16 protein-coding genes are annotated in these 22,657 nt (G+C 33.7%); 9 read left to right on the top strand and 7 right to left on the bottom strand.

From position 1 onward, the window contains the following. Positions 1–48 precede the first annotated feature (48 nt). The 6 genes from OPR44_RS07240 (at position 49) to OPR44_RS07215 (ending at position 9,722) form a co-directional block, all read left to right on the top strand. Positions 49–783 (top strand): hypothetical protein, encoded by a 735-nt coding sequence (locus OPR44_RS07240; protein WP_265014822.1) that lies wholly within the window; start codon positions 49–51, stop codon positions 781–783. After that, entirely contained in the window at positions 768–1,280 is a 513-nt protein-coding gene (locus OPR44_RS07235; protein WP_265014821.1) for a hypothetical protein, read from the top strand. The genes OPR44_RS07240 and OPR44_RS07235 overlap by 16 nt, the downstream gene beginning before the upstream one ends. Before the next feature lie 221 nt (positions 1,281–1,501). Next, on the top strand, positions 1,502–3,874 hold the full coding sequence (gene gyrB / locus OPR44_RS07230) for a DNA topoisomerase (ATP-hydrolyzing) subunit B (RefSeq protein ID WP_265014820.1): 2,373 nt from the start codon (positions 1,502–1,504) through the stop codon (positions 3,872–3,874). 186 nt (positions 3,875–4,060) lie between these two features. Further along, positions 4,061–5,527: an Asp-tRNA(Asn)/Glu-tRNA(Gln) amidotransferase subunit GatA gene (gene gatA, locus OPR44_RS07225; RefSeq protein ID WP_265014819.1), complete on the top strand. Its 1,467-nt coding sequence runs from the start codon at positions 4,061–4,063 to the stop codon at positions 5,525–5,527. Positions 5,528–5,638: 111 nt separating this feature from the next. Further along, positions 5,639–8,167, top strand: coding sequence for a DNA polymerase I (gene polA / locus OPR44_RS07220; RefSeq protein WP_265014818.1), 2,529 nt, complete (start codon positions 5,639–5,641; stop codon positions 8,165–8,167). A 640-nt stretch (positions 8,168–8,807) separates the two neighbouring features. Beyond that, positions 8,808–9,722 (top strand): hypothetical protein, encoded by a 915-nt coding sequence (locus tag OPR44_RS07215; RefSeq protein WP_265014817.1) that lies wholly within the window; start codon positions 8,808–8,810, stop codon positions 9,720–9,722. Between the two features lie 37 nt (positions 9,723–9,759). On the opposite strand, the gene OPR44_RS07210 is transcribed toward OPR44_RS07215, so the two are convergent. The 4 genes from OPR44_RS07210 to OPR44_RS07195 form a co-directional block, all read right to left on the bottom strand. Continuing rightward, positions 9,760–10,542: an exodeoxyribonuclease III gene (locus OPR44_RS07210; protein WP_265014816.1), complete on the bottom strand. Its 783-nt coding sequence runs from the start codon at positions 10,540–10,542 to the stop codon at positions 9,760–9,762. Next, positions 10,542–11,249, bottom strand: coding sequence for a uroporphyrinogen-III synthase (locus tag OPR44_RS07205; protein ID WP_064085243.1), 708 nt, complete (start codon positions 11,247–11,249; stop codon positions 10,542–10,544). The genes OPR44_RS07210 and OPR44_RS07205 overlap by 1 nt, the downstream gene beginning before the upstream one ends. Positions 11,250–11,476: 227 nt before the next feature. Continuing rightward, the gene (locus OPR44_RS07200; protein WP_265014815.1) at positions 11,477–13,012 is read right to left on the bottom strand and encodes an actin-bundling T4SS effector WalE1 family protein; all 1,536 of its coding nucleotides are present in this window, start codon (positions 13,010–13,012) and stop codon (positions 11,477–11,479) included. Positions 13,013–13,210: 198 nt separating this feature from the next. Next, complete coding sequence (locus OPR44_RS07195; RefSeq protein WP_265014814.1) at positions 13,211–15,406, bottom strand: coiled-coil domain-containing protein; 2,196 nt, start codon at positions 15,404–15,406, stop codon at positions 13,211–13,213. A 129-nt stretch (positions 15,407–15,535) separates the two neighbouring features. On the opposite strand from OPR44_RS07195, the gene OPR44_RS07190 reads away from it, so the two are divergent. Next, positions 15,536–16,861 carry a phosphomannomutase/phosphoglucomutase gene (locus tag OPR44_RS07190; protein ID WP_264374601.1) on the top strand — a complete coding sequence of 442 codons (1,326 nt, stop codon included), beginning with the start codon at positions 15,536–15,538 and terminating at the stop codon, positions 16,859–16,861. Between the two features lie 130 nt (positions 16,862–16,991). Here the strand turns inward: OPR44_RS07190 and OPR44_RS07185 are convergent, their stop codons facing one another. From OPR44_RS07185 to OPR44_RS07175, 3 genes are read right to left on the bottom strand one after another with little or no spacing between them, the layout of a single operon-like run. Continuing rightward, positions 16,992–17,579: a CvpA family protein gene (locus tag OPR44_RS07185; protein ID WP_211907805.1), complete on the bottom strand. Its 588-nt coding sequence runs from the start codon at positions 17,577–17,579 to the stop codon at positions 16,992–16,994. 57 nt (positions 17,580–17,636) lie between these two features. Continuing rightward, the gene (locus OPR44_RS07180; RefSeq protein WP_254229936.1) at positions 17,637–18,233 is read right to left on the bottom strand and encodes a riboflavin synthase; all 597 of its coding nucleotides are present in this window, start codon (positions 18,231–18,233) and stop codon (positions 17,637–17,639) included. 40 nt (positions 18,234–18,273) lie between these two features. Continuing rightward, complete coding sequence (locus OPR44_RS07175) at positions 18,274–19,641, bottom strand: hypothetical protein (RefSeq protein ID WP_265014813.1); 1,368 nt, start codon at positions 19,639–19,641, stop codon at positions 18,274–18,276. A gap of 670 nt (positions 19,642–20,311) precedes the next feature. On the opposite strand from OPR44_RS07175, the gene pheS reads away from it, so the two are divergent. Together pheS and OPR44_RS07165 are read left to right on the top strand one after the other, a co-directional pair. Continuing rightward, complete coding sequence (gene pheS / locus OPR44_RS07170; protein WP_265014812.1) at positions 20,312–21,355, top strand: phenylalanine--tRNA ligase subunit alpha; 1,044 nt, start codon at positions 20,312–20,314, stop codon at positions 21,353–21,355. Next, positions 21,356–22,591, top strand: a complete 1,236-nt coding sequence (locus OPR44_RS07165; RefSeq protein WP_265014811.1) for an NTP transferase domain-containing protein — start codon at positions 21,356–21,358, stop codon at positions 22,589–22,591. It abuts the gene before it with no gap. The last annotated feature ends 66 nt before the right edge of the window (positions 22,592–22,657 follow it).

The raw sequence follows: 22,657 nt of genomic DNA, 5'->3' as shown, positions 1-22,657 counted from the left end.
TTATTTACATTCTTTCTATAGCATGACATATTAATGTTAGAATAGGGTGTGTTTGCAGGTCAAAATAATAATCAACAGCAAAATAGAAATAGAGTACAGGCTTTAATAGAAAGAGTGCAAAATGCTTACAACAACACTAATAAAATTAAAAGATTCATTAATATAGTTCTATTAGTAAGTATAATTCCTTCATTTTTTCTTCTTGTACAGCTCTCTTTGTATTTATCATTAGTAAATTATTTTTTCAAACCAAGGGAAAATGAAAAAAGATTATCAGCGTGGCTAAAAAATGTTATTAGAATAACATTAAGCATTTTTTTAATTATACACATTATTAATTCCTGTGTGCTTTTGGTACTGCCTATATTGTGGTTATGGTTGCTAAACAAATCACTCATTGAAGAAATACAGCAGTTTAACGATTTAATACAACAAATTCCAGAGGAAGAAAGGCCTATTTTCTTTCAAGATTTAGCAGCCATTCCTTTTATGGCACAAACTACTCATGACCCAAGTGCAGTTGCTAGTATAAACTTGAGTGTTGATAGACTCATAGAAAAGTATAAAGAGAATTTAAGCAAAGATGAATTCTATATACAGCTAAATAGAGGCAACACAACCGACATTGAAGAGTACATCACACAGTCAAATGAATTTACAGAAGGCGATAAATCTCATGCACTTGAATGCTTAAGATTTATCAATAGAACAGGAGATAATTTTAAAGACAATCATAGTAAGTTAACACTAAAGCAAGCAGCTATTTTATGTTGGAAAGCCTGAATGATAGAAATACAGGGACAGAAAATCAAAGAACTCCTTTGAATGATGAAGACATAAAAAACAGAAAAGATATGTTTTTAAAAGGTCTTGTAGACGCTGCAACAACTTACGGTAATCAAGGTCAAAGTTGTGCAGGTGGAACATACAATAAATTATTTGAGTCTTTATCTGGCTTACATCCATCAGTGGTTATTACACTCGATGGAGAAGAGGCTAGAGAAATGATAAAAGAAACGATCACACAAAAATTCCCTGAAATGGCCAAAGCCAATTTCACCAATTTCTCTGGAAAATCACAAGAAAGGATCCGTAGCGAGTTACCAAAGTTATCATCTAAAACAGTAAGGTATATTATGACTACGCATTCAGCTCTTGAGAGAAGGTGTCAAGAGTTCAGCAATAGATTAAACAATGATAAAAAGAATGAAATATTAAAAGAGTGTATGAGCAACTTATCCGGTGTTGATCTAGAAAGTCCAATTGAAAGAAGAAGGTAAATTGTATTTGATTGTAGCCATTTATCTTGAAATATGAAGCAGAGTTTTGTATGATTATTTGAACTTAAGTTTATGTATTGAAATAACATGTAAAACCACTTCGTGTAGGTGATGTATTATATTTTATCTATATGTCAAGAATCCTTCTCTCAACTTAAAGATGTTGCTAATCAGCACATACAAATGTAATATTAATTAATATTTATAAATAAAGCAATTCCATGGAAAGTAACTACAACGCTGACGCAATAAAAATCCTAAGAGGTCTTGATGCTGTAAGAAAGCGTCCAGGTATGTACATTGGTGATACTGATGATGGATCTGGTCTGCACCATATGGTGTACGAGGTTGTTGACAATGCGATAGATGAGTCTTTGGCTGGGTATTGCAGTAAGATTGAAGTTAGCATAAATGAAGATGGTTCAGTTTCTGTAACCGACAATGGTCGTGGCATTCCAACAGACATTCACACAGAGGAAGGAATATCAGCAGCAGAAGTAATAATGACCCAATTGCATGCAGGAGGTAAATTTGACAGCAATACCTATAAGGTTTCTGGAGGATTACATGGTGTTGGAATTTCAGTTGTTAATGCGTTATCGAGTTGGCTGGAATTAACCATCTGGCGCAATAAGAAGGAATATTTCATACGCTTTGAAGATGGTGAGTCTGTTGAATCTTTAAAGGTAATTAATGAAAACAAAAATAAAAGAGGAACTAGAGTAACGTTTATGCCATCAACGGGGACTTTTAGTAGTATTGATTTTAGTTACTCCACTCTTGAGAGTCGCATCAGAGAATTGGCATTTTTAAACTCAAATATTGAGATCATTTTGTGTGATCTCCGTAATAAACCACATGTAAAGTCTCATTTTAACGATAGTAAAGAGTCTGAAGATAATTTTGGTACAGCTAATTTTGTACGGTACTTAGACAAGAATAAGACACATGTTACTAAAATTGCCAGCATTAGAGATAATGTAAAAGATATAGGTACCAGTGTAGAAATATCAATGGAGTGGAATGATTCCTACTATGAGAATATGCTATGCTTCACAAATAATATAAGACAACGGGATGGTGGTACGCATTTGGCGGGGTTTAGATCTGCACTAACCAGATGTATCAATAACTATGCAAACAATGAAGGTTTTTTGAAGAAGGCAAAAGTGAATTTGACTGGAGAAGATGTTAGAGAAGGCTTAACTTGTGTTTTATCTCTCAAGATGCCTGATCCTAAATTTTCTTCACAGACAAAAGATAAATTGGTCAGTTCTGAAGCGCGGGCAGTTGTAGAGAGCATAGTTTTTGACAAGTTGAGTACAATACTTGAAACTGACCCCAAGTTAGCAGCAAGTATAGTAGAAAGAGCGATTAGGTCAGCAAAAGGAAGAGAAGCCGCAAGAAAAGCACGAGAGTTAGTTAAAAATAAAAACAATATTAATATTGCAACTCTACCTGGAAAGCTTGCCGATTGTCAGGAAAAAGTTCCTGAGTTATCGGAATTGTTTATAGTAGAGGGTAATTCCGCAGGTGGTACTGCAAAGCAGGGACGTAATCGTAAAACACAGGCGGTACTTGCTTTAAGAGGGAAAATTCTAAACGTAGAACGTGCAGGGCTGGATCGTATTTTTTCATCTGCAGAAATTGGCTCTCTGATCACGGCAATTGGGGCTGGAATAGGGAGTGAGCACTTCGATATTGAAAAAACTAGGTATCATAAAATTATCATTATGACAGACGCAGATGTTGATGGCTCGCATATAAGAACTTTGATTCTAACTTTCTTTTTTAGACATATGCGTGAAGTAATTGAAAAAGGATATTTATACATAGCGCAGCCACCGCTCTATAAAGTTACAAAAAATGCTAAAGATACTTATATCAAAGATGATGAAAATTTTGAAGAGTATATAGTAAATTCAGCGATTAAAAGATTAACATTAAATGGTGTAGGCAAAGATTTGCGTTTCGTTTTGAATAACTGCCTCAGTATTTCAAACATTAGCAAAAATTATGATAGGGAAATACCAAAAGATCTCTTAGAATCATTGCTAATTTTAAGCAAAAAGAATGCTCTATTGTCTGCTGATGAGATATTAAAATATTTAAAATTGATGTATAGTGAATATAATTGGGAAGTAGAAGTAAAAGATGAGGAAATTCACATTGCTAAATTGTTTCAAGGGTTAGCAGACAAATATGTATTCTCGCTTAGTATGCTTGAAAGCAAAGAAATACGGAATATATTGAGTTCTCTTGATAACATAATTGACTTATTTAATGGTGATTCATTTTTACAGTCACAAGAAACTGAAATAAAAATAAAGTCTCCAAGTGCACTCGCAAAAATAGTGATGGATTATGGTAAAAAAGGTTTAACTCTGCAGAGATTTAAAGGCCTTGGTGAAATGAATGCTGATCAGCTTTGGGAAACTACACTCAATCCAGAAACTAGAACTCTGCTAAAAGTTGAAATAAAAGATTGTGAAGAAGCAGATAGCATATTCTCGGTGCTAATGGGTGATATAGTTGAACCACGTCGTGACTTTATAAATAACAATGCACTTAATGTGCATGATGTTGATATTTGATTTTAGAAACGCTAAACCCTTATGGCTTAGCATTGTGTGCCAAACCGGCTATTTAAAACGTACTACTAACCAATCCATTTCAGAAATCTGAATTGATCTCGGTTGTATTCCCGTTTTCGATCATAAATATATAGATTTTCTGTCCTATTGTTGTTATAATTAATGCCTCGCTAAAATTGAATATTAATGAATGAATTGAGAAGGCTCACTATTACAGAGATGCATGATGGACTTAGGCGGGGGGATTTTTCTGCTGTTGAGCTTGTAGAGACGCATGTTAATGCAGTTGAAAATGAGCAACTAAATGCATTTGTAACAAAAACCCCAGAAATCGCGATAAAAGCTGCTAAAATAGCAGATGAATACTTCTTGAAACAAAAAGATAATATTTTACCACTTATGGGCATACCAGTTGGTGTTAAAGATTTATTCTGTACAAAAGGAATAAAAACAACAGCATGCTCAAAAATGCTGGAAAATTTCATCCCGACTTATGAATCTACGGTATCTAACTTGCTTTTAAAAAATGGAGCAGCCATGCTTGGTAAACTTAACATGGATGAGTTTGCTATGGGTTCTGCGAACACAAACAGCTATTTTGGTCCTGTTAAAAATGTATGGATTAGAAAAAGTGACGGAGAAAAAGTTGTTCCTGGTGGATCATCTGGTGGATCTGCAGCATCAGTTGCTGGGTTTTTATGCGCTGGAGCATTAGGAAGCGATACTGGTGGTTCTGTACGCCAACCAGCAGCTTATTGTGGAGTTGTTGGAATAAAGCCAACTTATGGAAGGTGTTCGCGTTTTGGTATGATTGCGTTTGCAAGTTCTCTCGATCAAGCAGGAGTAATTACTCGTTCCGTTTCTGATTCAGCATTAATGCTTGAAATAATTTGTGGCTATGATGAAAAAGATTCAACATCGAGCAAAAGGCCAGTGCCTAAATTTTCCAGTTTTATAAATGGTGATATTAAGGGTAAGCGCATTGGTATACCAAAAGAGTATAAGATGGATGGAATTTTAGATGAAATCGTTCATCATTGGGAAAAAATTGCTTCCTATTTAAAAGAAAACGGTGCTGAAGTTGTTGACATTACTCTGCCTCATACTAAATATGCGATACCGGTTTACTATCTAATTTGTTCTGCTGAAACTTCATCTAACCTTGCTCGCTATGATGGTGTACGTTACGGATTCAGGGTTGATGCTGATACCCTTGAAGAAATGTATTCGCTAACAAGAGCAGAAGGTTTTGGTAAAGAAGTGAAAAGGAGAATTTTAATTGGTGCTTATGCGCTTTCTTCAGGTCATTACAATGAGTATTATGAAAAAGCACAGTGCATTAGGGCATTAATTAGAAATGATTTTATAAAAGCGTTTGAAAAAATAGATTACATACTTGTGCCATCTGCTCCAACAGAAGCTTTTGGCTTAAATGAAAAGCCAGACCCGCTAATTATGTGCATCAATGATGTGTTTACCGTGCCGGCAAGCTTAGCGGGGTTACCTGCTATTTCTGTTCCTGTTGGACTTTCCAATGAAGGCTTACCACTTGCTTTGCAAGTAATTGGAAATTATTACGATGAAGCTGGAATATTAAATATGGCAAGTGTGATAGAGCAAAATTGTGGCAGAATAGTTAATTCCCTTACGTAATATGTTTTCTTATAGTAACTATAGCATTATGATTATTTTGGCTATAGGAAACAAGAGCTTGATTTTTATAGCTAAATAACAGACCATCAAAGGCACACATAAATATCTACAATGAAAGAAAAAACTTTCACAATCATTGATGGTTATGGTTTTCTTTTCAGAGCTTATTACGTTTTGCATCATTTGACTACCACAGCTGGTATTCCAGTAGGTGCTGTGTACGGTTTTCTTAATATGGTTCTGAAGTATATTTCCCATTCGGACTACTTAACTATAGCACTTGATTCTGGCAAAAAAAATTTCAGGCACAGTTTATATTCTGAGTACAAAGCAAACAGAGTAACACCTCCTGAGGATCTAATTCCACAATTTACAATACTGAGAGAAGCGGTAGAAGCTTTTAACTTCAGCTATGAAGAGATTGAAGGCTATGAAGCAGATGACATAATTGCAACACTAGCTGCAAAATATGCCAACCACGAAGACTTTAAAGTAGTAGTAGTCTCATCAGATAAAGACTTATTTCAACTTTTGAATTACAACATTCTAATATTTGATCCTATTAAAAATATATACATAGATGAAAAACAAGTGATAGAAAAATTTGGTGTAAATTCAAATAAGCTTCTTGATTTATTTTCTCTAACTGGAGATGCATCTGATAACATTCCAGGCGTTCCAGGAATAGGCCCAAAAACTGCAGCTAAATTGCTGGATAAATTTGATTCGTTGGATAACATTATAGAAAACATCAATAACATTGAGCAAACAAGAGTTCGTAATATTCTTACTGAGCATAAGGAAAAAGCACTAATTTCAAGAGAACTTTTGTCACTATGCAAAAAAGTAGATCTTCAACATGATATTGTAAAATATGAAGTCCATCCTCCAAATATGGAAAAATTGTTATCCTTTTTGAAGAAATATGAATTTAATTCATTGATAGGAAAAGTAGAAAAGCTCTTTTCTTATAGTGGATCTAGCACAAAAGAGAAAATAGAATATAGTAGTGAAGAATTAGAAAAATTTTTGGAGCATTGCAGATATGAAGGTAAAATTGCAATTCATTGCCACTTTGAAAACAATAGATTGAACAAAATCTCCTTATCTTGTAGTGAGGATAATATTTTCTACATAGATCAAAGCTGCCTACAAGATGCACTTACTATAATAAATTCAACTTTATTTTCAAATGGGGTGCTTAAAATAGTACATGATATTAGAAAGATCAGAGAAATATTTCCTACAATAGAGAGAGTGCTAGACTCAATTGATGACCTGATGATCATGTCATACAGCCTTGACACAGGTAAGCATGATCACAGCATTCCAAACATAATTGCACACAATTTAAGTAAAAATGTAGAAACTTTCTCGGCAAAAATTTTAATAGCGATCCATGAGAAACTGACACAAAGATTATTTCAGGAAAAACTTTTTACGATTTACGAGCGCTTTGATAGACCTCTCATGAAAGTAATATTTGATATGGAGCAAAATGGAATACTGCTCAATATTCAAAAACTACAGGAATTGTCTGATAAGTTTGAGCAGCTAATTGCTGTACTTGAAAACGATATACATAATTTAGCAGGAGAAAAATTCAACATTGCATCGCCAAAACAATTAAGTGATGTTTTGTTTAATAAAATGGAGCTAAGTAAAAAGAAAAAGTCAAAATCTGGGTCTTATAGCACAAACTCTGAAGTTCTAGAGGCACTTGAAGAGGAGGGGACAGAAATCGCAGGTAAAATTTTAAGTTGGCGACATTCAAGTAAATTAAAGGGTACCTATACTGACGCGTTAATAAAACAGGTTGATCCGCTTGATGGTAGGATACATACAAGCTTTTCAATAACCACAACTGCAACTGGAAGGCTGAGCTCTAGCAATCCTAATTTACAAAATATTCCTATCAGAAGCGAAGAAGGTAGTCTTATCAGGCAAGCCTTTATTGTGCCAAAAGGTTGCAAGATAATTTCTGCTGACTATTCACAAATAGAATTAAAAATCCTGGCACACGTTGCAAATGTTACCGCATTTAAAGAAGCTTTTGCAAACAGGCAAGATATTCATGATATCACTGCAAGACAAGTTTTTGGAGTGCAAGAAATAGATGAGCAATTAAGACGCAAAGCAAAAACCATTAATTTTGGCATTATATATGGCATTAGTCCATTTGGCCTTGCAAAGCGACTTGGCATTACCTTTCAAGAGGCTGCTGAATACATTAATTACTATTTTTCTTGTTACCCAGAAATAAAGGTCTATATGGAAAAAGCAGTATCTATCGCGAGAAATCATGGTTATGTAGAGACTTTGTTTGGTAGAAGATGTTTTGTAAGAGACATCAACAATAAAATTCCTTATCTAAGACAATTTGCAGAAAGGGCAGCAATAAATGCACCACTGCAGGGAACTGCCGCTGATATAATAAAACGCGCGATGATTCGGCTTTTTGATCAGTTAAAGTCAGGTAAAATAATCCTCCAAGTCCACGATGAGCTACTAGTTGAAGTAGAGGACGACAAGGTACAAGAAACAGCAAAACTTATGAAAGATATAATGGAAAATGCAGTAGAAATTTCTATACCACTTGAAGTAGAAATAAAAATTAGCGACAACTGGGGCTTTTCTTAATTATACCGTAGACCCTAAGAACCTGTCTTGAAAGGACTTAATTAACAAGCATAGTCATATTAAATATTTCTTGAAGTAAGGAGAGTACACTCATACGTCAAGCAACCAACATTTACCTAAAATTCTGTGACATTAGCAGCTTTCTTGCCCCGTTTTCAGTAAACAGTGATTCTTCTATATATTAGAAAAATTTTTATTTTAATTAGCGTTAAACTATAGGCGCCTATTGGTTTTTAGCTAAAGTAAAGGTCAAATATCTGGAATTCTGGACATAAAATCCCCCTGTGTAAAAAAAAGATTAGAAAAAAGTGCGGCGCACATACGACAGAGATTAAGTATACGTGTATACACTGAAGAAGATACACTACATTTTTTAATTAATTTGATTGTTTAGTAGAAAAAGTCTGCAGACAAAGATAAGTTTTTGAGCTCTTAAAATATCTCTTACTGTAATTATAATCAGATTTAAAATATATGGAAGCAATTTTTTACATTCCCTTATCACTTATATCATTTGTTACTTTTCTATTTTTTGCTTTATTCTTTTCTTTTTTTCTCTTTCAAGACAGGTTCTAAGAAATTTGAACTAATACGAAAAATATGCTATAATTATGGCATGGGTAAATGAAATAGGTCAACCATGACAGTTCCACCAGTAAAAGCAGAGTCTTCAAAATCACCTATAAAGGAAAGTGAGATAATTTTCAAAGAAGAACATAAGGCAATTTATGATGCCTTCATGGAAGCATTACAAGATAAAGCCAAATCACAGGAGAGCCCACGAATAACTAATGTTTTCATATCAGATTATGAGTACATACTACTTAATAATGTCAATCCAGAAAAGATAAGACCACTCAGTGAAGAGAATTTTTGTCAGTTTTTACTTTCTGTGCTTAAAGAAATTAGAGAGAAAAAATTAGCTGGAGAGGAAGATAGTAAAGTAAAGCAAATAGTAGAAGGATGCTTAGATGATGTACGTGGTACAGAAGCTAGGGATTGGGTTGTTGATTTTGTTAAGCGTAAAATACCTGGAAGAGGATTATTAAAAAAAATACCAGGTCTTGGAAAAGTTTTAGATGTTAAGGAAGAAGAGGATAAACCACTACTTAGTGATGAAGAGATGGTAACAAAGTTCTTACGTAAAGTTTTTCTTCCTATTCTTTTTTCCATTGCTTCAATATTAATTTTTGGTCCTACTACACTTGCGATAATTGCTGCTGTTATTGGTACAATATTTGCTGTAAAGGGAGGAATTGAAGTTCTTTTTTCAAATAATAGGCCAGGTACTTTATATGACCCTAGCTCACCAGATAAAGATGATATAGAAAAGAGAGAAAAATTGAATGAAAAAATTTACAAGGGTATTGATGATATTTTAAAAACCCCAATTGAAAGACCTCTTGAAACAATTGCTGACGGGAGTAAAAAACAACCTACTCCGAAACAAGCTTCTCAGGTGGGAAATAAAGGGGGTGAGCAGCTTACTATGCTTGATGGAAAAATTACTATAGATCAGCCAGCCAAAAGCACAGAAAAGACAGCAGTCAATTAAGACCTATTTGCCAAAGGTGAATTGTGTAATAGTTCTTTTATTGTTTTATAACACATACAACGGGAGTATGATCAGATGGGTTTTCTAGTTTACGCAACCTATCATCTATGTAACATGTTTCCAATTTATCTGCAGCTTGTGGCGATAGCAGCATATGATCTATTCGCATTCCTTGATTGTTTTTGAGTGAATTACCTTGATAATTCCACCAAGTGAATTGTTGTAAGTTGAGGTGAGATATTCTAAATGCATCTTTAAAACCAAGATTCAAGATCGCTCTTAATTTCTCACGCTCTTTTATATGAAAGCACACTTGGCCATTTAATAAATTTGAATCAAAAACATCAATTTCATCCAGTGCAACATTATAATCGCCAGCTATAATAGTTAACTCTTCATTTTTCAACAAAGTGCCCATCCTTTCATATAGGTTATCAAAAAACTTGAGTTTATATTCAAATGCTTGGGAGTCCAAGCTTTGACCATTGGGCACGTATAAACTTCCTACCCTTATCTTATTATTGGTGTGTTTTATCACACACTCTATATAACGTGCTTCTTGATGACTCTCTACAACATCAATTTTTAATTTTTCCAGTATTGGATATTTAGATAAAACACAAACACCATTTCTTGCAACCTGTCCATAGACAGCATATTCATATCCTAACTTTTCTATCTCTGCATAAGGAAATTGCTCTTCTGTACATTTTATCTCTTGCAGCAAAACTATATCTATCTGACTATCAACTATAAAACTACAAAGTTGGTTAATTCTTTTACGTATGGAGTTTACATTCCAAGTTGCAATCTTTAGCATCAACAATCCTTATTAATTATATCAATTAAACTCTCCCCTGTGGGCAACCTCGATGTTATAATTTTTTTCCACTTGATTAACTTTAAACTATCAGCAATGTTTTTACTCATGGTATATGCAACTGTATTATTCATCACAGGAGATAGCCCACTTTTTAGAACTAATGAACAAAATACCCTTGCAGTTTGTGAGGAAAAAAAAGCAACGCTATCAATTTTACCGTCCAATAGTAAATTTTTACACCTATTAGTTAGACTCCTTTTAGTAATTGTTTTATAGAGTACAACTTCTCTTACGTTAAAACCTTCTTCAGATAATCTTTTTTTTAGGTCACATGATACTTCTTGTCCCCTTATATATAAGAACTTTATTGCATTTGAATAATGAGATTTTATGAATGATATCAGACCATCAACGTTGCTGTCTGCTGAGATTATATCGGAAAATCCCAAATTTTTTGCAGCCTGCATAGTTGAATTACCAACTGTAATAATCGAAAAGTTATCCTCTTTGCATATTTGACTGAAAGCCTTTACACTGTTTTTACTTGTAGATATCACAACATCAAATTCGTGCGCGGATATATCAGGATTTAAGTACTTTATTGTGAATACTGGCTCTATAAAAACTTTGTATCCATATTTTTTTAGTGTGCTTCTTGTGCTCAACGAATCTAATAAAGGCCTTGTCAATAAAATAGACTTCATTCTGGTTTATTTCGCTAGCAGTAAAATAATATCCCTTATACACAAATTATTGAATAAAAATTTTATTTTTCAAGTTTCTTGCATAACCTAGAAAAAAGGCAAGAGAAACTCAATAGTTGGCCTAGTAATGAAAAATTGATCATAAACAAGCGAATGTTTTTGATCAAATGGAAAAAAGGATGTTACTCATTGAGTAACATCCTTTTGAAGAAAGTAGGTAATTTTGTTTACTGTCTTTCATTCGTTTTTGGAGCTTGCTGCTCTACATCAGTGTCAATAGTTACTGCTGAAGAAGGTCCCACCAATTTGTCCAAAGAACCTGTCTTTCTTAAGTCAGCTTGGGTTTTTAACTCACCATTTTCCTTAGTGAGTATCCCATGTTGCGGAGAAGAACTTGGTGAATTGAACCCACTATCAGGATTACGACGGTAACTGGCAAAGCTAGAAGTTGTAGCAGTACTGTCAGTGCTTAAAGAACCCATTGAATTGCTTCTTAGCGGTTTCTCCGGAGCAACATAAAAGTGGCTATTTCTTATCTCTGCAGATGGCATCTCATCCTCAGAAATCCTTTTATATCCTGTGCAAGTAACTTTCTCTGGCTTTTTGCCACCTTTTAGTGATGATGACCACTTGCTCCAAAATGAAGTAGGTTCTTTTACTTCCTTATGCTCATTAGGATTTAATAATTCTGCTTTGCTGCTAACAGTACTTATAGAACTCGTTGAACTACTACCTGATAAGCTATTTTCCAGTGAATTCATAGAACTTGCTTTATGCCTTTTTGCTGACTTATTAAGCCTTTCTAAAGTATTAAAAAGAGTATGCTCTTCCTTGCATCTTTTAATAACTTCCTTAATCTCATTATGATGTTCAGAAAAAATTTCATATAGGCTGCTATTATCTTTAGCTAACAAATGTTGCAACTTCTTAGCATCTAATTTATTGATAAAATCTATTTGCTGCTTCAATCGGTTGATCAACTGGTCCTTTTTGGCACTGTGTTGACCATCAACAGAATAAGCTTTCTCTAATATTTTTTCCCCCAGCTTAGAAAATATTTTCCTAGTTAAAGCAGAGCTATTCACACCTTTGTCTTCAAAAACTTCCTTGACAAACATTTCCTTTACACTATTAAAACTTCTCGTTTTTTCTTTTGTTTTCAAAATAACAGTTTGATCTTCATTACCTATTGAATATGCGATGCCATCTAAACTAGACATGCTTGCACCACTATCACTCATCTTCCTTCCAAGGTTTTGAATGTTATCCCCCATTTTTCTTAATGTAGAGCTAGCTCTCTCTTGTGTTGCCTGTTTTACAGAACTTGCAGTTTCTTTTACCGAATTCTTGGCATATACAGCACCATCTTTGATTTTTCCGCCAATATGCTTCGCTCCTTCAACTGTTTTTTCTGCTGACCATTTGAGCCCTTTATATCCAGATTGAACTGCTTTTACAGCAACTTTCACAGCGAAAAATAGAGTAAGACCAACTATAGCACCTGGTATAGCAAGTGTTGCACCAACTGCCAAAAGTGGTAGCACTGCTGTAAATAATCCACTTGCTGTACCTACTACAAGGGCCTTATCTCCTTGCTTCATTTTAGAGAATTCTGTATCTCCTTTTACTAGATCCATAATTCTGTCTTTTAGCTTCTTGGGATCGTGAATGATATCTGAATTTAATGAAGAATCTTGAATCATTTTAAGATCATCTTGCTTAGTTTCAACAAAATTTGAAGAGTTTTTTTCACTAGGTGACATTTTTAACCTCACTATTAATTAAACATACTAATATTGTATATATCTGATTCTTAAGTTAGGGTTAATTCATCTAACAATGTTCATTTGCACTCAAATGATTTTACTTGATGTGTTTTGTTGAAAGGACAGAAAATTAGTGATTGTTGCGGTATGACGTCTCGTTTAGATCAGCTATAGTTGAAGCAAAACTTATCCTTTTCAAGAAATAGATTTTTCTGAAGCCTGAGCAGAGACTGCGCTTGGATCTGATAATTCTGTGTTTACCTTAGTTGGCTCTAATGGAGTTTGCAGTTTTTCCGGTTTATCGTCTGGAATTGGAGTAGGCCAATCCATAATGTTTTTTGGTCTTTTTATTTGATCTTCCTCTTCCTTAGCCTCTTTTTGACCTGTTAAAGATGATGCATTAACTCCTTTATCTTTAGTAGCTTTTTGTCTTAGTTGTGTATTTTCTTCTTGTAATTGTTTTAAATTTTTCTTTAACTCATCAATCTCTTTTGTTTTTTGTTTTAATTGTTCAGATATCATTAGTTTGTCCCTAGCCAAACTTTTATTTTCCTTTCCTAATTTACTAATTCTTTTGCTTGAAGATTTATCCGCAGCTTGTGTACCTTGGTCTTGTGTTTTAGGAACTGTAGTTTCGTGATCACTTGCCTCGATTCCTCTACTTTCATATTCAACTTCAGTTTGAGTTGAAGTAGCTACTTTCGCATTTACTTCACTGAACTCATCCGCAAGTGATCTTCCAGATTTAAGTTGCCAAATTTCCCTTTCTAAATTTCCCTTTTCTTTTTGCAGTTGATTTAATTCTCTAGCTAATTGATTTACTTTATCAGTCAATTTTTCGTTTTCATTTCTTGCTTCCGTCAATTCTTCTGCTAACTGCTTTTCATGATTATCTTGTGAACCTTCTACCAATATTTTCTTTAGATTATTTTTCAAATTTGCATTCTTTTTTTCTAGTGCACTTAACTTAGCTTCACTTTGCTTAAATTTTTCCTGTAGTTCCTCATTTATTCTATTTGTTGACTGAATCTCGCTTTCTTTATCTTTCAATTGATTAATTAAATCTGTTATTCTAGCATTTTTATCTTTTTGACTTTGTTCTAGTGTGCTTACCTTTCGTTCTAATTGCTTAATGTCTTGATCTTTTTCTTGCATTATTTTTTTTAATTCAGCTTCAAGTCTTTTAACTTTTCCTTCCAAAATTTGCTTTTCTTCACTTAGTGTTCTTATTCCTGTATCACCTTCCTTTTCTATATTTTGATTAAGTTCTTCTGATTTTTTGAGTTTCTCTGTAAGCTTCTTAATAGAAGCATCTTGTTCCTTGATTTTTTGATCTCTTTCAAGCATTGCTTCCTGTTGTTCGTTAATTTCATTTTTCAGGTAATCACGTTCCGAGATTAGATCATCACGCTGCTTTGCAAGTTTGTTAATTTCATTTATAGTCTCATCTACACCTTTTAATCCCTCTTGCTCATACTTTCTGTCATAATCTTTGTGCATTTTTTGTTGATCGTAACTGTCGTCAATGTATTCATCAGTGATTTCAGACTCTTCATCACCAATTTCGCTCTCAGTGAAAAAAGAACTTCTACGCGAATCAGGAGAAGAATATCCACTACTACTTGGTATAGGTGACTGTGGTGGATCTTTTGTAAATATTTCCTCTGCCAGCGTTTGCTGCTCGTTCACACTTTTGCCCATGTCAGTAAAAGCTTGATGCAGAGTTTTTTCGTTGATAAAAACTTCTTTATTCTGCTCAACTAATTTTAATACCTCTTCTGGGTCAGTTATTTCTCCAAATTTTGGTTCATCAATCACTCTTTTTATGCCCTTAGAATTTACTTCTACAGTCATGCTACAATCTATGCTATTGCCTTTAGAATCCTTAGCTTGCCAGTTAATGGTCATCTCACATGAGCTTGAACCAGTAAAATCATAGTGCCTTTCGCTGCCTTTTTTGGTTGCAGTTATTTGACTATCTTTCCCTAAAGATAGGTTATAAACCTTGCCTTCGTCGCTGGCTCTTAAAAGGGTGCTAATCTCTATTGGTTTTTCTTTATTTTCAAATCTAATTTTAAATTCATTATCTTGTGTTGTATATACTAAGAAATTTTCACCTGGTAGAGATTCTTCAAATTTTTTATGTGTTGCAGTTATTGATTGCTCAAACTTTTGAAACTCATTTTCCCACTTTAAATTTATCTGTTCTTTAATGTCCTTATCTTTGCGTAAAGGGCCAATAAAATACCAAATTAAGTTTTCTTCCTCTAATTTTTTTATAAAATCCTGAAAATTGTTGCAAGGTTCAATGAAACTTAAAATATCATTTTTCTTTTGCTCATCTACATCTAAACCTTGATTTTCAGCTATAAATAAGTTTTCTTTTAGCATAATTTCTATTTTTAGAGAACTATATTATAATATTAGTATATTTTCTTAAAAAATCAACTAATATTATAGTTAAATAAACTTGAGTATTTGGCGGGAATGTTATATATTAACCACTCCAAGAAGTGCAGTATGGACAATACTATTATAAGAAAATACGATATTAGAGGTGTGGTAGGCAGAGACCTGCAGATCAGTGATGGGTATGAAATAGGTAGAAAATTTGGTCAAACTGCAGCTAACGTTTGTGTAGGCTATGACAGCAGGATAGATTCACCAAGCATAGAAAAAGAATTAATCAGAGGCTTGATTTTATCCGGTGCGAATGTTATACGCGTTGGGCTCTGTTCTTCACCTATGCTCTACGCTGCAACAATGCAGGCAGATCTTGGGATTATGATCACTGCTTCTCATAACCCCAGAGAATATAACGGCTTTAAATTTTTCAGTAGTAAAAAAGTTTACTCAGATCAAGAAATGAAGGAAATTATAGGCAGTACAATTAAAAACAGCACGAAAATTGGAAGCTTAATTAACACGAATACATATAGTGAATACATTCACATATTAAAAAATGCACTAAAAAATAATACTACACGCAAGCTAAAGATAGCCTGGGATTTTGGCAATAGTCCAACAATTGTAAGGTATATTGAAAAAGTTTTACCAAGTCATATACACATCATAACCAATAACTCTATAGATGGGACGTTTCCACTGCATGACCCAGATCCCATAGAAGAAAAAAATCTTGCTCAGTTAATCAGTATTGTCAAGAAAGATAAATGTGATCTTGGTATTGCACTTGATGGTGATGGTGATAGGGTACGCTTGATTGATAATAAAGGTAATGTTGTTTCCAATGATCACTTGTTTATGATTTTTTCACGTGAAGTATTGGCGGAATACCCAAAAAGCAAAGTTATTGCCAACGTAAAAATGAGTATGAAAGTGCATGATTTCGTTAGCAAATTAGGAGGACAAATAATTACCTGTGCCACTGGACACTCACTAGTTAAGAAAAAGATGGTAGAAGAAGGGGCCAAGTTTGCCGGTGAACTCAGTGGGCATTTTTTCTTTTCTGAGTTAGGTTTTGATGATGGACTATATTCTGCTATTAAAGCCATTGACATTTTACTTAAGAAAAACCAAAGCCTATCTGAGGCGATTGAAGATTTACCAAAGTTATATATCACTCATGAAGTGAAAATTGTGGTGAAGGATGAGAAAAAATTTCAAATAATTGAATCAATCAAGGAGACACTAAAGCAGCAAAACATTGTATTTTCAGAGCTTGATGGAATTAAGGTAACTGATGATAAAGGTTGGTGGCTTCTTAGAGTATCAAATACGCAAAACTGCATAACAGCAAGATGTGAAGGAAATACCTTAGAAAATTTTGAACTCACTAAAAAAGTTTTGTTTTATTACATTGATGCACTAAAATTATACATTTAAATTTTTTTGATGATTTACTTATTCGTCAATGTTTGCAGTTTTGTTTGATTAGTAATAGGAATTGGTAACCTATGTCGCACTGCTGTGGATAACAGCTGTCTAAGCTAATTTAGCTATAGAAAATGAACACTCACTTTTCTTTATTGTTTTGAGGTTTTTCTTGATCAACCATTTCCTCACCGATCTCTTTTATTTTTAGTATCAATGACTCTGGTACATACATGTTAATTACTTCTTCTGTTGTAACAAATAAAGCCTGATAAGAGTGTGAATTTATTATCCAATTGGGCAATATGTCTTCTGCGTCTATTTTAGACTCTCCCTCTTTTTTATCATATACTGTGTGGCAATATAAGTGCACAGCAAAAAATAGTACATAAGAAAGCAATATTCCTCTGAGTGCTCCGACAAAGATTCCAGTAACTCTATCCATTAATCCCAACCTTATAGGTGATAATATGTACATTAGCCAGTTATTCATTGTCATGAATGTAAGATTAAGTATGATAAATACAGAGATTGTAGAAAGTATGTTTTGTGTAACTTTAGAGTCAAAATACTTACTATAATTTATAATAAAAAAATCATAGTAACTAGCTGTCAAAAAGACTGATAAGAGCAAGAACATTAATGCACATAGCTCTTTTATAAAACCTCTAGTTATCGATATTATTACACACAAGACAATAATAAAGATAATTAGGCTATCGAAAAACATATTTTGTATCTATATGATTTTCAAGATATAATAGTTGTAAATAACAAAGTTGTAAAATTAATTGTGTTGATATTTTATCAGCTGGTCTAAGTACCGAGCAATCATATCAACTTCTAAATTTAGGTAATTACCTGTTTTGTTATATTGAAAAGTTGTATTTTTCCATGTGTAGGGAATAATGTTCACAGTGAATTCTTGGTTGATAACTAAATTGACCGTAAGGGAAACCCCATCTAGCGTTACAGAACCTTTTTTTGCAATAAATTTAATTAATTCTTGTGGGCATGATAGTCTGATTTCATGAGATTCTAAATTTTGATTGATTGTTAAAATTTCTGCCGTGTCATCCACATGACCCTGAACCAAGTGGCCGTCAATTCTGTCACTCAGTTTCATTGCTTGTTCTAGGTTTATTTTTTTTCCTGTTTTCCACGTATTTAAGTTAGAAACCTTCATGGTTTCTTGAGATACTTGAACTGTGAATACATTGCTCATTATGTTGACAACAGTTAAACACACTCCGGAGCAGGATATTGAATCTCCTTTGTTTATAGAGGATAAATTTTGTGTCTCAATATGGAAGATTTGATCAGAGTTAGGGTGGATAGTGATATCAGTTATAGTGCCAATATCTTTGATAATTCCTTTAAACATGCAATAAAATAAATAATTATATCACAAAAGATCTTATTTGTTAGGTGCGCAAAGGAAGATCTTTTTTACTTATCTGCTCAATAGATTCTACAGAATATTCAGAATATAGAAAGTAAGCCAGGTTCAAAACGCACAGCGTAATTAATATTGGTAACCCTATGTTTAATGTTAGACCGATACTTTCCCTTTTTTCTGCTGGCACCAATTCCTTTAAAATTGACACTTTTCCCAGCGGCAAATGCCATAGGCAGAGTGCTGATATAGAAGCTGCTACTAAAAATAGACAAAAATAAGTCTCTTTCGAAGAAAACATAGCTTTTAATGGTGATTTGAGCCTAATATTAGTAGGCAATCGAGTTTTAGCTTCATTTGTTTTTGGTAAATGATCTACAGCTTTGCTTGGTAAAATTTCATGAGAAACATTTTTAGGCTGTGGAGAAGGTTGGCCTGAAACTAATTTAATCAACTGCTCTTTTTTTCTATATACTTGCTTTTGTAAATATTCTTTACCTAAAAGTGAATTATTAGGGGGGTGTGGCCTTTTGAGTACCTCTAGCACTTCTGATATCTCATTCGGCTCTAATATTTCATGTAGTTGTTTATCTTGGAAATAAATAATATTAAACACTGAGTTGAAAATATTGTAAAATGCATCTGAATCTTGATTTTTATATTCACTTATTACTTCTACGAATATTTCATCAAGTTTTTTTCCCTTGTGCTCAGCCAAATTATCTATCATAGCTACTCTAGCATCAAGTTGAACTTGTTTTATGATTGATTGTTTTTCCTCTTCTGATAGTTCTTGAGCTTGCTTTTTTGACTTCTTTTTTCTGTTAGCCTTAAAATAATCTGTGTGCGAAGTAGTTTGACCTATATCCCGCTCTATTTCTTGAGGGACTAAATTTCTTGTGGCATCCTCATTTTTAGCTTTTTCTGCATGCTTTAGCTGTTCATTCAAAAATGCCTCGATTTGTTGCAAGCTATTGAGGTTGATGTTTTTAACTTCTGTTTGTAGCGTTATTGTTATGCCCTGCAGGAGGATTTGAATTGGAGCATTATTTATGAATTCTTCTACAGTTTTACAGTAGCTATTGTATAATTCTTCACTTTCTTTTGGCATTTTTATATTGGCTGTGAAGTTTTTCTCCTGAGAAAGGCAGATTTTAAAAAAGTCAATTAAATGTTTTATTTGAGGTAATATTGTATTAGGGTTTACCTCTGTCAGTAGCTTGAGCTTAAATGAAAACTCTTGCGTATAACTTGTAATATTTTTTGAGCGAATGGTGCTAATCTCCAGCACTTCATTAGAAAATGCTTTACTTATTTCTTTAGATCTATCCTTAAAAAACTTAGGTAAATCCTCCATTTCATATTTTTTCTTAGTTTCTATGTTACTACTATGCATGAGTAAATTTTTTAATATAGAGTGAAATAAAAAACATAATTAGTCAATAAATTAATAATTATAGCACTCTTACATAATAGTAGCGTGTTGGATTCAATAAGAGCAGAAAAAGTTACTTTACAAATCTCATCAATCTTCTTATCATGACAATAAGAGTGTTTATCCTTGTTTTTAATCTCTGCAGATTTAACAACAAAATTCAGTAAAAAACTCAGGTATATATTGGCAGATTACATAAAATTATAGCGGCTGCATGTCTTTTTTATTTTTTCTACATTCAGCCAAAACGCGCTTTAAATAAGCGTTAGCACATTATTACAATGCCAATTTACATTATAAAACTCACTACTGGGGGATTCTTTTGCCTTTTTTTTTGCCTGGTAAATTTTTTAATATTTTGGATTAGTTAGGAGTCCTATAGAGATGTCATTCCAGCACTTGATGCTGGAATCCATACTTTCTGCAATCTCATCGAAAACGTTGTACCACTTTCTATGCTAGTTTGCTTGTGAGTAACTTGGATCCCAGTGTCTGGGCACTGGGATGACACCACAGAGAGCACTGGAATGACAAGAAGGAGAGTGCTTGGATGACAACTTTTTATGCGAATAGTTTTATTGATGATATTAAAGATTTCACTATAATGAAAGTTTAAGCTAGCGTTTTTAAGGTGAACAAAGAGCTAATAAGTGAAATACCTTTACTTGAAGATAAGGCAGTTTCTGAGATTGAAAATGCTGCTTCTTTGCAGGATTTAGAAAAAGTTAGGTTGTCATACTTGGGGAGAAAGGGTATAGTAAAAGCTTATTTCGATGACTTAAAGAATATAGATGATGCAGGAGAAAAACGCGACCTAGGTGCAGTGATTAATGTTTTACGCAATAAGATAGACCAGCTTATAACAAGCAAAGAAAATGAACTAAAAGATAAAGAAGTTAAGTTAAAACTGCAAAATGAAGCAGTTGATATCACACTGCCTGTCAGACCAGAAAGAATTGGCAAGATTCATCCACTCAGTAAAGTTATAAGTGAAGTGAAGCTCATTTTTGCGCATATGGGCTTTAAAGCAGTTGATGGTCCTGATATTGAAGATGAATTTCACGTATTTGATGCATTAAATACTCCAAGTCACCACCCTGCACGAGAGGAGCAAGATACCTTCTATTTAAGGAATAAAATAAATGATAAAAGAATGGTGCTGCGCACTCATACCTCATCTGTGCAGATTAGAACCATGGAAAAGACAAAAACTTTTCCAATTAAAATAGTGGCTGCAGGCAGGGTATACAGAAATGACTTTGATGCAACTCACACTCCTATGTTTCATCAGATAGAAGGACTTTATGTTAATGAAGATGTCAATATGGGCCAATTAAAATTTACTATTCATTGCTTCCTTAGTAAATTTTTCGGAGATAAGGGTCTAAGAATACGCTTTCGTAATAGTTTTTTCCCTTTTACTGAACCTTCTGCGGAAGTGGACATAAGCTATAAAGATAGTAAATGGATTGAAGTACTTGGATGTGGTATGGTGCATCCAAATGTCCTTAAAAATGTTGGAATAGACCATACTAAATACAGTGGCTTTGCATTTGGAATTGGCATAGAAAGGCTTGCGATGCTGAAATATCAAATTGGTGATCTAAGGAGTTTTTACGACAACAAAATCAATTGGCTCAACCATTATGGTTTTCATTTTTCGTCTTTAAGATAAGTGACAAATAAATCTTATACATTTGTTGTACTTGCTGCTGGGCATGGTAAACGAATGAATTCAAGCTTGCCTAAGGTTCTGCACAAAATAGGTAATTTCTCCATGCTTGAGCATGTCATTTACAATGCAAAGCAGCTAAATCCTGAAAAAATAGTTATTGTAGTCGATTTGCCTTTAACTCAAAGGCTGAAATGCTTTGAGGGTATAAAACTAATTACACAAGAGTCAACGCTCGGTACAGGGGATGCAGTCAAAATTGCAATGAGAAACCTGAAAGAATTGTCAGATATAGTTGTTGTGCAGTATGGGGATACTCCACTAATAAAAAGCAGCACAATAACTAAAATGATAAGCTGCTTAGGAGAGAGCAATGCTTTAGTTTGTCTTGGGTTTAAAACTAATAATAAAGGATACGGTAGACTAATTATTGAGAATGGTTCCCTAAGAGAAATCGTAGAAGCACAAAATGGTAGAAATAATGATGAGGAATTTCTTGCTAATGCCGGAATAATGGTTGCACGTGAAAAGAATCTACGTGAATTGGTGGAGAAAATAGAGTGTAATAACCAAGCTCATGAATATTACTTGACCGATATCGTTGCCATTGCAGTAAAGAGTAATTTAAATGTCGGCTATGTTATTGCTGATGAGGAGGAGGCAAATGGCATAAATAATAGGAATGACCTTGCAACGGCCGAGTTTTACTTTCAAGAAGAAAAAAGAAAGTTTTTCACTAACTCTGGAGTAACGCTTGTTGCTCCAGAAACTGTTTTCTTCTCTCTTGATACGCAAATTGGTATGGATTCGATTGTTTACCCATACGTTTTTTTTGGTCCTGGAGTAAAAATAGGATCTGGTGTTAGGGTTGGTCCATTTGCCAAATGTGAAAATACAACAATAGGTGATGGTGCAATCATAGGTAATTTTGTTGAAACAAAAGCAAGTGATATAGGTATAAATACTAAGATAAAGCATTTAAGTTATATAGGAAATACTCAGGTAGGGCAGGGGAGTAACATAGGTGCAGGTACCGTTATTTGTAATTATGATGGGAAAAAGAAACATAAAACAAATATTGGAAGCAATTGTTTTATTGGTGCCAATAGTTCATTAATTGCACCGCTTAATGTTCATGATGACTCTCTAGTTGCAGCAGGTAGCGTTATAGTAGAGGATGTGCCAGAGAAAAGTCTTGCAATTGCAAGAGAAAGGCAAATAACTAAGAAAATAAAATAACTCTAATTTTTATTACGCGAATTATGTTATTTTTAACATATGCATTAGTATACATGTATATCAATA

This window comes from Wolbachia endosymbiont (group B) of Camptogramma bilineatum (assembly GCF_947251825.1).
Classification (GTDB): domain Bacteria; phylum Pseudomonadota; class Alphaproteobacteria; order Rickettsiales; family Anaplasmataceae; genus Wolbachia.
This window is presented reverse-complemented; position numbering and strand designations above follow the sequence as displayed.

What these genes read in the sequence shown, in the direction of transcription:
- OPR44_RS07235 (WP_265014821.1), top strand. Translation starts at nt 768, where the DNA reads ATGTTGGAAAGCCTGAATGATAGAAATACAGGGACAGAAAATCAAAGA.
- gyrB (WP_265014820.1), top strand. Translation starts at nt 1,502, where the DNA reads ATGGAAAGTAACTACAACGCTGACGCAATAAAAATCCTAAGAGGTCTT.
- gatA (WP_265014819.1), top strand. Translation starts at nt 4,061, where the DNA reads ATGAATGAATTGAGAAGGCTCACTATTACAGAGATGCATGATGGACTT.
- polA (WP_265014818.1), top strand. Translation starts at nt 5,639, where the DNA reads ATGAAAGAAAAAACTTTCACAATCATTGATGGTTATGGTTTTCTTTTC.
- OPR44_RS07215 (WP_265014817.1), top strand. Translation starts at nt 8,808, where the DNA reads ATGACAGTTCCACCAGTAAAAGCAGAGTCTTCAAAATCACCTATAAAG.
- OPR44_RS07210 (WP_265014816.1), bottom strand. Translation starts at nt 10,542, where the DNA reads ATGCTAAAGATTGCAACTTGGAATGTAAACTCCATACGTAAAAGAATT.
- OPR44_RS07205 (WP_064085243.1), bottom strand. Translation starts at nt 11,249, where the DNA reads ATGAAGTCTATTTTATTGACAAGGCCTTTATTAGATTCGTTGAGCACA.
- OPR44_RS07200 (WP_265014815.1), bottom strand. Translation starts at nt 13,012, where the DNA reads ATGTCACCTAGTGAAAAAAACTCTTCAAATTTTGTTGAAACTAAGCAA.
- OPR44_RS07195 (WP_265014814.1), bottom strand. Translation starts at nt 15,406, where the DNA reads ATGCTAAAAGAAAACTTATTTATAGCTGAAAATCAAGGTTTAGATGTA.
- OPR44_RS07190 (WP_264374601.1), top strand. Translation starts at nt 15,536, where the DNA reads ATGGACAATACTATTATAAGAAAATACGATATTAGAGGTGTGGTAGGC.
- OPR44_RS07185 (WP_211907805.1), bottom strand. Translation starts at nt 17,579, where the DNA reads ATGTTTTTCGATAGCCTAATTATCTTTATTATTGTCTTGTGTGTAATA.
- OPR44_RS07180 (WP_254229936.1), bottom strand. Translation starts at nt 18,233, where the DNA reads ATGTTTAAAGGAATTATCAAAGATATTGGCACTATAACTGATATCACT.
- OPR44_RS07175 (WP_265014813.1), bottom strand. Translation starts at nt 19,641, where the DNA reads ATGCATAGTAGTAACATAGAAACTAAGAAAAAATATGAAATGGAGGAT.